Genomic DNA, 14,149 nt, shown 5'->3' on the forward strand with positions numbered 1-14,149 from the left:
AGTGACACGAGCCCGGCAAAAAACCCACAGATCAAGACGTAAAAAATCGGAGCGCGTTTGCAGGCGTGTCACGATGCGCATAACACGTAATAGCTGCTTTACAGCTACCGTATTTTCGCGCAATGTGAGCGCACTACAATGAGTGAGAGGGTACCATGAATTTAGCTGCTGCTTCTCTGAGTGACATCCTGGCGCGCCGCGACTGGGAAAACCCTGTGATTACCAGCCTTAACCGCCTGGATGCGCACCCGCCCTTCGCCAGCTGGCGTGATGAGATCAGCGCGCGCGACGATCGCCCCTCCTCGTCATGTCAGCTTCTCAACGGCCAGTGGACATTCAGCTACTTTGCCCGACCGGAAGCGGTGCCACAAAGCTGGCTGCTGCAGGATCTACCGGGAGCAGCCTCCATTCCGGTGCCCGCCAACTGGCAGCTGCACGGTTATGACGCGCCAATCTATACCAACGTACAGTACCCGATTCCGGTCAATCCACCCTTTGTGCCCCGGGAAAATCCTACCGGATGTTATTCGCTCACATTCAAAGTCGATGAGAGTTGGTCTGGCTCGGGCCAGACGCGCATCGTGTTTGACGGCGTCAACTCTGCGTTCTTCCTGTGGTGCAACGGCGAATGGATTGGCTATTCGCAGGATAGTCGTCTGCCTGCAGAGTTTGACCTCAGCCATGCGCTACGGCCCGGGCAGAACCGGCTGGCCGTTATGGTGCTGCGCTGGAGCGACGGCAGCTATCTGGAAGATCAGGATATGTGGCGCATGAGCGGTATTTTCCGCGATGTGACCCTGCTGCATAAACCCGCCACCCGGCTCAGTGATGTGCAGATAGAGACCGCGCTAAGCCCGGAGTATCTTCGCGGCGATCTGCGCGTCAGCGTCAACATCCAGCCGGGCGATCGCGCCCTCAGCCAGCTGCGCCTGCGCGTCAGCCTGTGGCGCGGCGACGAATGTATTGCACAGCAGCAGCAGGCACCGGGCAGCAGCATCGTTGACGAACGCGGTCACTATCCCGAGCGCGCGCTGCTGATTTTGCCAATTATGCAGCCGCTGCTGTGGAGCGCTGAAACACCGCATCTCTATCGCGCCGTCGTCGCTTTGCTGGATGAGAACGATACGCTGATTGAAGCGGAAGCCTATGATGTCGGTTTCCGCCGCGTCTCCATTGAGCACGGCCAGCTATGCCTTAACGGTAAACCGTTGCTGATTCGCGGCGTCAACCGTCACGAGCACCATCCGGAAAAGGGTCAGGTGGTGGATGAGGCCAGCATGCGCCGCGACATCGAACTGATGAAGCGCCACAACTTCAATGCGGTGCGCTGCGCGCACTATCCCAACCACCCGCTGTGGTATCGCCTGTGCGATCGCTATGGTCTGTACGTGGTGGATGAGGCCAACATTGAGACCCACGGCATGCAGCCGATGAATCGACTCTCCGCCGACCCGCGCTGGTTCGCCGCTTACAGCGAGCGCGTCACGCGTATGGTGCAGCGCGACCGTAATCACGCCTGCATTATTATCTGGTCGCTGGGCAATGAATCGGGCCACGGCAGTACGCATGACGCGCTTTGGCAGTGGGTTAAAAGCAGCGATGCGACCCGTCCGGTACAGTACGAAGGCGGCGGCGCCAACACTGCCGCCACCGACATTGTCTGCCCGATGTATGCGCGCGTCGATCAGGATCAACCCTTCCCTGCGGTGCCGAAGTGGTCGCTGAAAAAGTGGATTGGTCTGCCGGGCGAACAGCGTCCGCTGATTCTGTGTGAATATGCGCACGCCATGGGTAACAGCCTGGGCGGCTTTGCCAAATACTGGCAGGCGTTTCGGCAGTTTCCCCGCCTGCAGGGCGGCTTTGTCTGGGATTGGGTAGATCAGAGCCTGACGCGCTATGACGAAAATCAGCAGCCGTGGCAGGCTTACGGCGGGGATTTTGGCGACTCCCCCAATGACCGCCAGTTCTGCATGAATGGTCTGGTGTTCGCCGATCGTTCACCGCACCCGGCGCTGTTTGAAGCACAGCGTGCGCAGCAGTTCTTCCAGTTTCAGCCCGATGCCACCGATCCCTGGCGCTTCACCGTGACCAGCGAATATCTGTTCCGCCACAGCGATAACGAAGTGCTGTACTGGACGATTGAGCAGGAGGGCCAGCCCATTGCCCGCGGTGAGTGGCCGCTCGATCTGCCTGCGCAGGGCAGCCAGAGTTTTACCGTGCCGCAACCCGGGCCGCTGCAGGGCGAGGCGTGGCTCAATCTGGCCGTGCATCAGCCGACGCCACGCCGTGGTCAGAAGCGGGTGCCCGCGTCGCCTGGGATCAGTGGCGTCTGCCTGCCGCCCTGCCCGCGCGCGCCTTCCCGCTCAGCGTGACGGCACCGGAGGTCACCACCCATCACGATCTGGTTGCCGTGGTGCTGCCGCACCAGCGCTGGCACTTTTCGCGTCGTAGCGGTGAGCTGGTGCAGTGGTGGGTCAATGATGAGGAGACCATGCTGACGCCGCTGCAGGAGTGCTTTATTCGCGCGCCGATTGATAACGATATCGGTACCAGCGAAGCCGCAAATGTCGATCCCAACGCCTGGGTGGAGCGCTGGAAACGCGCCGGTTATGACCAGGCTGAAGCACAGTTGCTGGAGATGCACATCGACAGCCTGAAGCACGCTGTGCAGATCGAAACCTGGCATCAGTGGATGAGCAACGGCGAGCCGTTATTCACCAGCCATAAGCGCTACGTTATCAGCGGCAGCGGCGACGTCTCGCTTAGCGTTGAGGTTGAGCAGGCGGCCGGCCTGCCGCCGCCGGCACGCGTTGGTCTGCGCTGTCAGCTGGTCAGGGCACCGCAGCAGGTGAGCTGGCTCGGCCTGGGCCCGCATGAAAACTATCCGGATCGGCAGCTGGCGGCACAGTTTTCCCGCTGGCAACTGCCGCTGGCGGCACTCAGCACCGCCTATGTGTTCCCGGGTGAGAATGGCCTGCGCTGCGGTACGCGTCAGCTCGACAGCGGAAGCTGGCAGGTTAGTGGTAATTTCGCCTTCTCGCTTAGCCGCTACAGCCTTGAACAGCTGCGTGATACGTCGCACCGCCATCTGCTGCACGCCGAAGCGGGCTGCTGGCTGCATCTCGACGGCTTCCATATGGGCGTCGGCGGCGATGACTCCTGGAGCCCGAGCGTCAGCCCGGAGTTTTTACTCTCCGGACGGCGCTGGCAATACGCGCTGACGCTGCGCCAGTCGCAGCGTCCGGGCGAGTGCGCTAAATCACCGGCGCACGGGTAGCTCGGTTTTCGGCCGGCGGTAGAAGCGCTGCAGTAACACCACGTTGAGCAGCACCACGATCGCCGTGGCAAAAAAGACCCAGCGATAGCCGGTGACAGCCGATACCGCCGCGCCGAGCAGCGGCCCGGCGACGTTGCCAAGGTACATAAAGGACTGGTTATACCCGAAGATGCGCCCGGTGACGTTATCGCGTGAGTGGCGCACCAGCAGCGTCTGTACGGCAGGCATCATCGCGCCGTCGGCGAAACCCAGCAGGAAACGCAGCACACCCAGCTGCGTTGCGCTGGTGACAAACGACATGGCGATCAGCAGCAGCAGTGAGACAATCATGGTGGCGATCAGGATACGCTGCGTGCCAATGCGATCGCCAAGTTTGCCGAGGCGCGGTGCGGCTATCAGCGCGGAGACGCCCGGCAGCGCGGCGATTACGCCGCTAAGGAACGCGATGTTCTGCGCGTCCGGCGCCAGCTCACGTACAAAAAGCGTCAGGATTGGGTTCACCGAGCCGTTACACATCTGAATCACCATGGTGGTGACGAACAGGCAGATCATCAGGCGCGGATTATCGAGGCTGCGGAACACATCACGGCCGCTCAGTTTGTCCTGCTTGCTGACGGGCGTGTAGCCGGTTTCTCTGATCAGGAAGAGCGTAACGAGAAAACTCACCATCAGCAGCACGGCGGTCACGATAAACACCATGCGCAGGCCCAGCCAGTCGGCCAGGAGCCCGCCAATCATCGGTCCGAGGATCACCCCGCCGATCTGCCCGGTAGAGACACAGCTTAGCGCCCAGCCGCTGCGCTCGCGCGGCACCTGCGCCGCCACCAGCGCCATGGCGTTGGGTATATAGCCGGAGGTGAGTCCCATCAGCGCACGCAGCAGCAGCAGCTGCCACGCCTGCGTAACAAAAGCCTGTAGCAAAATCACCGCGCCCATGCCAAAGGAGGCGCGCAGCAGCATCAGCTTGCGCCCTTTACGATCGGCAAGGCTGCCCCAGAGTGGCGCGACGGCAGCGGAGACAATAAAGGTGATACTGAACGTGAGCCCGGACCAGATGCTGAGCGCGTTATCGCCGCGAATCCCCAGCTCTTCAACATACAGCGGCAGGAAGGGGATGATCTGGCTGATCGCCAGTCCGGTAAAGAAGCAGCCAAACCAGACCGAGATCAGGTTGATCTTCCAGGACTCAAGGGAGCGTAACATGGGCGCGGATATCAAAAAATAAGAGGAGGCTGCAGTCTAACAATCCTGCAACATTGCCGGACGGCAAAACATGGCATGCGCGGAAAAACGCAGTTTTACACTGCTGAGCGTGATTCTGCTCACAGCAAATAGGGCGATGCGCCGGTTTTGTAGTGGCTTTATGTGCGATAACACTCATCTCCGCAAGATAAGCGCATCGCGACACTCACTAAACGTGAAAAAATATGTCTATTCATTACTGACAATATTCATCACCGCAACTATGTTTAAAAAATCACCAGTTATCACTGGCGACGCGCTGCCCGTTCTGGACAGTTCGCATGCTTAACCCGTATTTCCCATGCTGCCAATTCAAGGCGGTGAGCATCGTTGTCTCTGCGGAGGTCAGCTATGAGAACGCAGCCTGATAGCGCCAGTCGGGCGATTACCGACTACTTTAACAGCCCCGCCTGGCACGCGCCGCATGAGAGCGATCTGCTGGCGGCGATCATGCGTGAACTGATGGACGACGGACAACCCGCCACCAGCAAAGCGGTGATTGCCCGCGTGATCGCCCGGCTTGAATTTGAGGGGGATGAGCAGCGACTGCAGAGTTATCGCAATCTGCTGGCCCAGCTGCTCGAATCCGGGCCGCAGACGTAGCGGCCCTTGCGGCTACTTTACGGCTCGCAGGTGGTCGGCATCGCTTACCGCCGCCCTGCCGCTCTGACGCTGATACAGGCACAGTTCACGCCCGATCTGGTTTTTCATATGCTTTTGCGGATAGCGCCCCTCCAGCAGCAGCGCATCGTAGCCCACGCTATCGTCATACTCAACCGGTTGGCCCACCACCTTCACGGCGTTGAGGCTGCTGGCTTTCAGGCAGGCCTGCTGCCGGGTTTTAGCGTATTGCTGCCAGGCGGCTTCACTGGATGCCTGCGCCAGCGGGCTGAGCAGCAGGGTTAACAGCAGGTATTTTGATACGTTTTTCATTATTGCTCCTCGTTCAAATCGCTTATTCATCATGCAGCGGCAATCCGCAGGTAAAAAAATTCCCGCCGGAGCGGGAATAAACAAGACGAGCATTGCATATTCGAGAGTGACGAGGAAATCTTCGTAATGCGCAGCTATCCTCGCCCGGCGCTATGACAGCCCAATGACAATGCGATGTCTGTTTCGTTTTATCCGCAGTAAACCTGAGAGATGTTGCCGCTGCGATCGCCCATGAAGTTCAGGCGACGCAGATTAAAGTCCATGGTGGCCGCACCGTTCCACGGAATGGCACGTACCGGTACATCAAAACGCTTGTTGTCGAGGGCTTTCAGCGGCTGGCCCACGTAATTCTGAAACTGCGAGGCGCCGCACTGATCGGTTTCCGGATCGTGGCTGGCCGCTGCGGCCGTGTCCGTTTTGCTGGCAGACTGGCAGGCGGTTAAGGCGAACATCGCCGTGAGCAGCAGCGCTTTTCCATAATGGGTCACGAGTTTTTCCTCCTGGATTAATAGACAACCGGTTTGCAGAGAGTAGCAAAGCGTGCCCGTGAAGCGGAAATTTTTCCAGCAGACTCGTCGTATAAGTGCGGTAAAAGCGCGATCTTTCTCTCACTCCTTCAGATTAATCGCACACTCTGTCTAAAAAATACGCATTCAGACACTACAATTAACTAAGAATTATCTGAGGAGGCAGTGATGGAACTGATAATCTTTATTGGCTTCGCCGCGTTGATGACATTCGTCGCCGTGCGGGTCCGCTAAGCCTGATTTTGCTCCTGATGCAGACGCGCGTTGAACGTGCTCAGCGGCATCGGCCGCCCCAGAAAGTAGCCCTGCCCCTCTTCGCAGGAGAGCGCTTTCAGCTCGTTCAACTGCGCTTCTGTCTCAATTCCCTCCGCCGTAATGGTGAGCGCAAAGGCACGCGCCAGACCGACGATACCCGCCACCACGGATTGCGCTTGTTTTGATTCAGGAAACTCCTTCATCCATGACCGATCGATTTTCAGGCCGTTGAAGGGGAAGGTTTTCAGGTATCCCAACGCCGCATAGCCGGTGCCGAAATCATCCACCGTCAGCCGTACGCCCAGCGCCCGCAGCCCCTGCATAATCTCCAGCGCGCGATCCGGATCTTCAAACGTGACGTTTTCAGTGATCTCCAGTTCCAGCCGCGTTGCCGGTAAACCGCTCTGCGCCAGCGCATGCGCTACGCGCTCCACCAGCCCGGGATGGCGAAACTCGACCGGCGAAATGTTGACGGAGACGTAGCGTGGCTCGCCCCAGTCACGCGCATCGTGACAGGCGCGCATCAGCACCCAATCACTGATGGCGGCGATGAGCCCGTTCTCCTCGGCTAACGGGATAAAGCGATCCGGCGTAATCCACTGATCGTCACTGTTTTGCCAGCGAATCAGCGCTTCTGCCCCTGCCAGCTGCCTACTTTGCAGCTGATAGCGCGGCTGGTAGTGCAGCGTAAACGCATCGGTACGCAGCGCATCTTCGATCGCCTGCACCATGTCACGTTTCGACTGCAAATGGCTGGCCATATCAGTTGAGTACCACACCCAGCGATCGCGCCCGTCGCTACGGGCCTGGCCCAACGCAATATCTGCCAGCCTCAGCAGCGCTTCCGGCTGCGCGGCATCCTGCGGTGCGCAGACAATGCCCATGCTGGCGGTCAGGTTGAGCTGATGTGAACCGCTGATAATCGGCTGGTGTACCGCACGCTGCAAGGCGCGGCAGCGATACTCCACCGCCGCGCGACTGCTGGCCCGCAGAATCAGGATAAATTCGTCACCGCCCAGCCGGGCCGCCAGTTCGCCCGGGCCGATCAGGTTTTGTAGCCGCTGCGAGGTTTGATTCAGCACCACATCGCCAACCGTATGGCCCCAGGTATCGTTAATCGGTTTGAACTGATCGAGATCGAAGCTGATGACGTAGATCGGCTCCTCTTCCGTTACGCTCTCCAGATGGCCGGTGAGAAACTCCTGCAGCTGCATGCGGTTCGCCAGCCCGGTGAGCATGTCATGGCGCGACAGAAACTGAATGCGCGCCTCAGCGTCCACTTCGTGCGTGACATCGGACACCGTGCCGCGAAAACCGACGCGCAGGCCGTTACGCACAATCGCTTTTGCCGCCAGCTGACCAATCCGCCGCTCGCCGCTGGCAGAGAGAAACTGGCAGCGCTGCGGCGTCTGCTGCACATCGTCACACTGTCGTATCAGCGATGCCACCAGCGAATGGCTGGGGTGGCTCAGGAGCTGATCGAGGTGGCGCCCCAGCCAGGGTTTCACGTCATGCCCGGTCACGCGCGTGAAGCGTGATGAGAGATAGCAGAGGCGGCCCTGATCGTCGATCTCCCAAATCCAGTCCGAGGCTGCCTCGGCGAGGTCGCGGAAACGCTCTTCACTGTTGGCCAGCTCGCGCTGGCTGATAACCAGCATTTCAAAGCGCCGATCGGAGATCACTGCATTATGTAATGCGTGACGAATTACCCGGCGCGTGACCAGCGCAATCGCCAGCGCGGTAAACAGCAGTAGCGGCATGACCAGCCAGATCAACCCCATGCCCGGCTGTCGCGGCTGCCAGCGAATTACCAGCGGTTCTCCGCTCAGTGTCGGCTCCACCATGCGCGGCTCAATCAGTGCATCGCTCAGGTCGCTTGCTATCCGGGGGTGCTGCACGTTAAGCGCACTCCCCAGCGCCAGTAATTTATCAGGCGTGAAGATATTGATGAACACCATTACGGACGGTGGGCCAGGCGGTTCGGCAGATTCGGCACTTTGCCAACGCTAATCGGAATAGCCGCAATCATGGCCGGTTGTTGATTAATCAGGGCGCTGTGCACAACGCCCTGCAGCGGCTGCCTGCGCGCGGCAGCGATCAGCCCGGCGCTCTGTGCGCCCAGCCAGCTCTCCAGCGACGCGTCCGACAGTGCACCGCGCACCAGCGTATAGCGCGTCTGGTCTGCGCCATCAATCACGAACACGCCATCGTAGTGATACTCTTTGTAGAGATCGGCGCCAAAGTTCTCTTCATCCCACGCCCACGCTTTGTTCACGGTCAGGTGCAGGTTTTTCCACGCTTCGCCCCAGGTGGCGTAGTCGCGTACATTGGTGAGCAGCTCATGCTGCTGCGTCTGCCACGCCTGGCGCAGCAGGTTCTCATCCTGGTGCATCGCTTCGGCGTTCTGCCTGTGGGCGACAATCAACACCAGCAGCATGGAGAGCAGCATTACGCCAAACAGTAGCGAGGAGAGCGTGCGTAAGCTGCGCCGCGTGATGCGCACCGTGTGTGCTTCCATATTGGCTCTGGCAGCTAAGCTGACGTGCCGATGATACTCAGAATTCATGCGTCGTGCTCGCGAAACAGAGGCAGCAAAAAGGTGGTCGCGCTGGCCGCGCGGCCCTGTCATCGTTTTTTCGGTTATCGGCGCAGCGGGCGACAGATTTAGTCTTCAGGGTGGAATATTTGTACAGGCAGAAATGTCCGGCTACGCACCTCGACAGCGGTGATCGCCATTGCTACTATGCGGTTTCCTCTGCCCGCTGAGTCGCCTATGGACACCCAATCCGACAAAGTTACGTTAACGCTGTTCTACGTTGGTAGCTTTGTGGTTTATTACCTCGTTACCATGCTGATTACGCTGTTCCCCAACTATGGGGCGCTGCGTAATAACGGTTTACTGGTGCCGGTGCTGTGTCTGTTTGAGTTCGCGGTGATCTATCCGCTCTACCGTTTTTACTGCCAGCGCCGCACGGATATTCCGCTCGGTTTTCTGCGTCCCGGTCAGGCGCTGCTATTTATCGGCGCGCTGTTTGTGCTGATGGTGGCACAAACGCAGTTTTTACAGCCGGAGGGCTGGCTGATTGAGCAGAGCCAGCAGGGGCGTACCTCAATGCTGATCCTGCTGCTGACGGCGGTCTTGCTGGCGCCGGTATTCGAAGAGGTGCTGTTCCGCGGCTTCCTGCTGCAGGCATTTCTGCTGTGGGCACCGAAGAGCCGCTTTGCCTGTATGCTGCTGACGTCGCTGCTGTTTGCCGCCATGCATACGCAGTACGTGCACTGGGAAACCGTAGTGGCGCTGACGCTGTTCTCTCTGCTGCTGTGCTATGCACGCCTGCGCAGCAGTAGCCTGGCGCTGCCGATCTTCCTGCATACGCTGAATAATCTTATCGCTATTTTGCCCGCCTGGTTTTACGCCTGATCGCCCTCACTGTTTATTCACGCCGCCCTTAATTTGCCAGCGATTTCAGGTAGTATCGCGTTTTAAGCATTAAGGAATGATGGTCGTAACGCTGATGATTACCATGCTGGATGTAGCCCGTAAGGCTGGCGTTTCTAAAGCAACCGTGTCGCGCGTGCTGGCGGGCAATCGCTATGTCAGTAAAACCACGCAGCAGAAGGTGTTTAAGGCGATTGAGGAGACCGGCTACCGGCCCAACCTGCTGGCGCGCAGCCTGGCCACGCAGAAGTCGCAGAATATTGGCCTTATCGTGACGCATTCGCTATTTAACGGCCCCTACTTTAGTGAACTGCTGTATCAAACCGCCACGTTAACCAACAATTACGGCCGCCAGCTGATTCTTGCCGACGGTAAAACCTGTGCTGATGATGAGCGCGCGGCCATTGAGTTTCTGCTCGATCTACGTTGTGACGCCATCATTATCTATCCCCGCTTTCTTGATACCGCCGCGCTGGAAGCCATTATCGATCAGCACGATATCCCGATTATGGTGGTGAATCGCCAGCTGCAGCAGCACCCTGAGCACTGTGTTTGGGCCTCGCACCAGCAAAATACGTTTGATGCGGTGAGTTACCTGATTGAGCGCGGCCATCATGAGATTGCGTTTATCAGCGGCCTGCCCGGCTCGCCAACTGCCGCCGCCCGTTTGGCGGGGTATCGCCAGGCGCTGACGGCGCATGCGTTGCCGTTTGCCGATGAGCGCGTGTTGCCAGGTGCGTGGACGCCAGAGAGCGGCCAGCTGGCGACCCGGCAGCTGCTGGCCTCCGGCGTGCCGTTCAGTGCGTTAATGGCGAGTAATGATGACATGGCGATTGGTGCCGCACTGGCGCTGAGTGCTGCCGGTCGACGGTTGCCGCAGGATGTGTCACTGATGGGGTTCGACGATATTCGCATGGCGGAATTTTTCCTGCCGCCGTTGACCACCGTGCATGTGCCGGTGGCGGAGATGATTCAGCATACGCTGGCGCAGCTGGTGGCGATGCTGGAAGGTGAGGATGTGAACCCGCTGCCGCCTTTTAGCGGACGGTTAATCGAACGCGCTTCGGTTGCCGATGGGCCATTTAAAGGCCGGTAACTGTACACATTTCATCGCTGCGGCTACTGAGTATGGTCAGAGGAGCGCATGAGCACGCACGGAACGTTAACGGCCGCGTTCATGCGGGCCTCGTCGCGCGGCATCCCTGCCGCGTGACGTCCGGGCTTACCTCACGCTCCCCTCTTCCCTTTATCATCATGTCGCTGTTTCTGAACATCCAACGCTTTTGTTTCGGAGTAGCGACCCGCCGCAGGGCCGCCAGATCCGCAGGGTCATCGTCAATACTCTATCTGCGCATCAGGCGTCGTCCCGTTGCTGGCTATGAGCTGCTGATACCAGAAGAAACTCTTCTTGCGGTAGCGCGCCAGATCCTTCAAATCCTGCTCATCGCGATTAACGTAGACAAAGCCATAGCGCTTGCTGATCCCTTGATGCGTGCTCACCAGATCGATCGCTGACCACGGACAGTAGCCAAACAGCTCGACCCCATCCGCAATCGCCAGCCGCAGCTGCGCAATATGCTCACGTAAATAGGCGATACGGTAGTCGTCATAGATTTTGTTACCCGCCTCCAGCGTATCAAATGCGCCGAGGCCGTTTTCGGTGACGATCAGCGGCAGCGCATAGCGCGCATAGATCTCACGCGCGGTGATGCGGAAACCCACCGGATCGATATACCAGCCAAACTGGTTCTGCTTCAGATGCGGATTGTTGCAACCCACATATACCGTTTTATCGATGCCTGCCATCTGCTGATCGGCCTGTTGCTTGCTGTTCAGCTCGCCACGCGCGACCTCCGGCATGTCGGCGCTGACCGTGGCGGACGCGTAGTAGTTAAAGGCGATAAAGTCCGGCTTACCGGCAGCAATGGTCGCCATATCGTCGGCTTCAATAGTGGGGAGCCAGCCACGCTGTTGCAGAAAGGCCCATACCACATTGTTGTAACGGCCATGCACGGCCAGATCGAGATACAGCCAGTTACGCAGGGCGGAAAAGTTATCCGCTGCCAGCACATCTTCAGGCCGGGCGCTGGCGGCATAGATACAGGAGATGTTAGGTGCCGGGCCGATTTTGGCCTGTGGCAGACGTTGATGACAGGCGACCATCGCTTTGGCCTGCGCCAGCATCATATGGTGATTCTGCTGGTACAAGGTTCTCTGCGGGTCCGGCGTGCCCGGCGGCAGCGTGCCGATCACATCGCCTTTGAGGATCATCATGTTCTGCTCATTGATGGTCAGCCAGTACTTCACCTGCTGACCATACTGCTCAAAGCAGGTTATGGCGAAGCGTTCAAAGGCCGCCACGGTACGGCGGTTCGACCAGCCGCCATCCTGCTGCAGCGCCCACGGCAGGTCAAAGTGGTACAGCGTAACCAATGGCTCAATCCCCTGACGGCAGATCTCATTAATCAGTTGCTGATAGAAGGCCACACCCGCCGGATTGAGTTCGCCATCGCCGTCCGGATAGAGGCGGCTCCAGGCAATTGAGAAGCGATACGTTTTCAGTCCCATCTCCGCCAGCAGCGCGATATCCTCTTTAAAGCGGTGATAGTGATCGCTGGTGACGGTGAAATCCGTAATGCCGTCATGGAAGGTGGCTTTATCGATTACCGATGGCCCTTTGCCGTCCTCATTCCATGCGCCCTCCACCTGATACGCCGAAGTTGATGCGCCCCACAGAAAACCGTCCGGAAACGCGCCAGGGTTATGATGTTGCATGCACTCTCCTTATTAACATGCGGCCAGTTCGCGCCGCAGCTGGATGATCTCTTCCGCCAGTTCACGGCAGAGCATGGCGTTCATCAGGTGATCCTGCGCGTGCACCATGATCAGGTTCACCGGGATTTTGCCGCAGCCTTCGTCTGCCCCGATCAGTTCAGTCTGAATGCGGTGCGCGGCTTTTGCCGCCTGGGTGGCCTCCGTCAGCATCGCGTCGGCGCGCGTCCAGTCCTGTTGTCGTGCCGCCCGCAGCGCCTCCATCGAACAGGAGCGGGCCTCTCCTGCCTGAATGATCAGCTCCATTACCGTACTTTCATCAATTTCCATCATGACTCCTTAACCGGTTGCGCTACGACGGCTTGTTCCTGCTCCTGCAGCAGCAGCTGACGTTCATACATTTTGAAAAACGGGTAGTAGATCAGCGTGGCGATTGCGACCAGCACCGCGATCAATACGATGACGCGCCAGTCCCAGCCGGTTGACCAGGCCGCGCCGATCGGTGCAGGCGTCGTCCACGGTGCCAGCGACACCACATGGTTGATCAGATTGGTTTTGGTGGCTGTCCAGGCGATCACCGCATTCACCAGCGGCGCACAGAGAAACGGGATAAACAGAATCGGGTTCATGACCACCGGCGAACCAAAAATCACCGGCTCATTGATATTGAATATGCTCGGCACGATGCTCAGCTTGCCGATAGAGCGCAGGTGCGCCGACTGACTGCGCAGATAGAGCAGGACTAAGCCCATGGTTGAGCCGGAGCCGCCAATCACAATAAAGAACTGCCAGAAGGGTTCGATAAACACATGGCTAATCGGTTCGCCGGCGTTGAGTGCCTGCTGGTTAAGCCCCAGATTAGTCAGCCAGAACGCCTGCAAAATCCCGCCGACGATCACGGCGCCGTGGATGCCGGCAAACCACAGCATATGGCACAGCAATACAGCCACCAGCACCGCCGGCAGCGAATCGGATGCAGAGATGATCGGCGCAAAAATGGCCATGATCGCCTGCGGTAACAGCATGCCAAACTGCGCCTGCACCCACAGGCTGAGCGGAAACAGCGTGAGAAAGATGGCGATGATAGGGATCAGCAGATCAAACGACTGGCGGATTTTCGGCGGTACCTGCTCCGGCAGCTTAAAGCCGATGTTGCGCTTCTGCAGAAAATGCATCAGCTCGGTGGCAAACAGCGCCACCAGAATCGCGGTAAAGATCCCTTCGCCACCGAGTGATCCCACCGGCAGGGTTTTATCACTCTGCGGGGCAGCCACCACCAGGAAGGCCATCAGCGACAGGCTGGCTGCCATAAAGCCGTTCATCTTATAGCTGTTGGCCAGGTTGTAAGCGATGGCGCTGGCGATATAGAGCGCCATGATGCCCATCGTCATGTTATAGGGCATCATGATCTGCGCTTCGTGTACTTTCACCATCCCCAGCCACCACTGAGCAAACGCCCATGAGCTGTCGGCAGAAAACGGCGGATGCGCGAACAGCAGCATAAACGAGCCAACAATCAGAAAGGGCATTGAAGCGATAAACCCATCGCGAATAGCGATCACATGGCGCTGACTGGAGAGACGCCCGGCCAGCGGGCTGATGCGATTTTCAATCACACCAAATAACGATTCACTAATGCTGCTCATGAGTGAGCTCCTTGCATCAGGCGACAAGAGAATAAGCCTGCAGAGATCGCCACAGGCT

General features: G+C 58.6%; 9 protein-coding genes and 2 pseudogenes. 4 read left to right on the plus strand and 7 right to left on the minus strand.

Going from position 1 to position 14,149, the window contains the following annotated elements:
* Positions 1-155 precede the first annotated feature (155 nt).
* Positions 156-3,277 (plus strand): annotated as a pseudogene (locus HA48_RS11080) (beta-galactosidase).
* On the opposite strand, the gene HA48_RS11085 reads toward HA48_RS11080, so the two are convergent.
* On the minus strand, positions 3,260-4,480 hold the full coding sequence (locus HA48_RS11085; protein ID WP_128601362.1) for a multidrug efflux MFS transporter: 1,221 nt from the start codon (positions 4,478-4,480) through the stop codon (positions 3,260-3,262). The pseudogene HA48_RS11080 and the gene HA48_RS11085 overlap by 18 nt on opposite strands.
* Before the next feature lie 390 nt (positions 4,481-4,870).
* Here HA48_RS11085 and HA48_RS11090 point away from each other — a divergent pair, with 390 nt between their 5' ends.
* Positions 4,871-5,122, plus strand: a complete 252-nt coding sequence (locus tag HA48_RS11090; RefSeq protein ID WP_128601363.1) for a biofilm development regulator YmgB/AriR family protein — start codon at positions 4,871-4,873, stop codon at positions 5,120-5,122.
* 12 nt (positions 5,123-5,134) lie between these two features.
* On the opposite strand, the gene HA48_RS11095 is transcribed toward HA48_RS11090, so the two are convergent.
* The 3 genes and pseudogenes from HA48_RS11095 to HA48_RS11105 form a co-directional block, all read right to left on the minus strand.
* Entirely contained in the window at positions 5,135-5,452 is a 318-nt protein-coding gene (locus tag HA48_RS11095) for a hypothetical protein (RefSeq protein ID WP_128601364.1), read from the minus strand.
* Positions 5,453-5,640: 188 nt separating this feature from the next.
* Entirely contained in the window at positions 5,641-5,940 is a 300-nt protein-coding gene (locus HA48_RS11100) for an I78 family peptidase inhibitor (protein WP_128601365.1), read from the minus strand.
* Between the two features lie 269 nt (positions 5,941-6,209).
* A pseudogene (locus HA48_RS11105) lies at positions 6,210-8,800 on the minus strand (bifunctional diguanylate cyclase/phosphodiesterase).
* Between the two features lie 207 nt (positions 8,801-9,007).
* On the opposite strand from HA48_RS11105, the gene HA48_RS11110 reads away from it, so the two are divergent.
* Together HA48_RS11110 and HA48_RS11115 are read left to right on the plus strand one after the other, a co-directional pair.
* Complete coding sequence (locus HA48_RS11110) at positions 9,008-9,655, plus strand: CPBP family intramembrane glutamic endopeptidase (RefSeq protein WP_128601366.1); 648 nt, start codon at positions 9,008-9,010, stop codon at positions 9,653-9,655.
* A gap of 94 nt (positions 9,656-9,749) precedes the next feature.
* On the plus strand, positions 9,750-10,769 hold the full coding sequence (locus HA48_RS11115) for a LacI family DNA-binding transcriptional regulator (RefSeq protein WP_128601387.1): 1,020 nt from the start codon (positions 9,750-9,752) through the stop codon (positions 10,767-10,769).
* 239 nt (positions 10,770-11,008) lie between these two features.
* On the opposite strand, the gene HA48_RS11120 is transcribed toward HA48_RS11115, so the two are convergent.
* Genes HA48_RS11120 through HA48_RS11130 form a run of 3 tightly spaced genes read right to left on the minus strand, consistent with a single transcriptional unit; the run spans position 11,009 to position 14,091 of the window.
* A complete protein-coding gene (locus tag HA48_RS11120; protein ID WP_128601367.1) occupies positions 11,009-12,448 on the minus strand; it encodes a glycoside hydrolase family 1 protein in 1,440 nt (479 codons plus the stop codon).
* A 12-nt stretch (positions 12,449-12,460) separates the two neighbouring features.
* Positions 12,461-12,775 (minus strand): PTS lactose/cellobiose transporter subunit IIA, encoded by a 315-nt coding sequence (locus tag HA48_RS11125; protein ID WP_128601368.1) that lies wholly within the window; start codon positions 12,773-12,775, stop codon positions 12,461-12,463.
* The gene (locus HA48_RS11130; RefSeq protein ID WP_128601369.1) at positions 12,775-14,091 is read right to left on the minus strand and encodes a PTS sugar transporter subunit IIC; all 1,317 of its coding nucleotides are present in this window, start codon (positions 14,089-14,091) and stop codon (positions 12,775-12,777) included. Before HA48_RS11130 ends, HA48_RS11125 begins: the two co-directional genes overlap by 1 nt.
* Positions 14,092-14,149 lie beyond the last annotated feature (58 nt).

Origin of the sequence: Pantoea wallisii (genome assembly GCF_002095485.1) — a bacterium.
Lineage (GTDB): Bacteria > Pseudomonadota > Gammaproteobacteria > Enterobacterales > Enterobacteriaceae > Pantoea > Pantoea wallisii.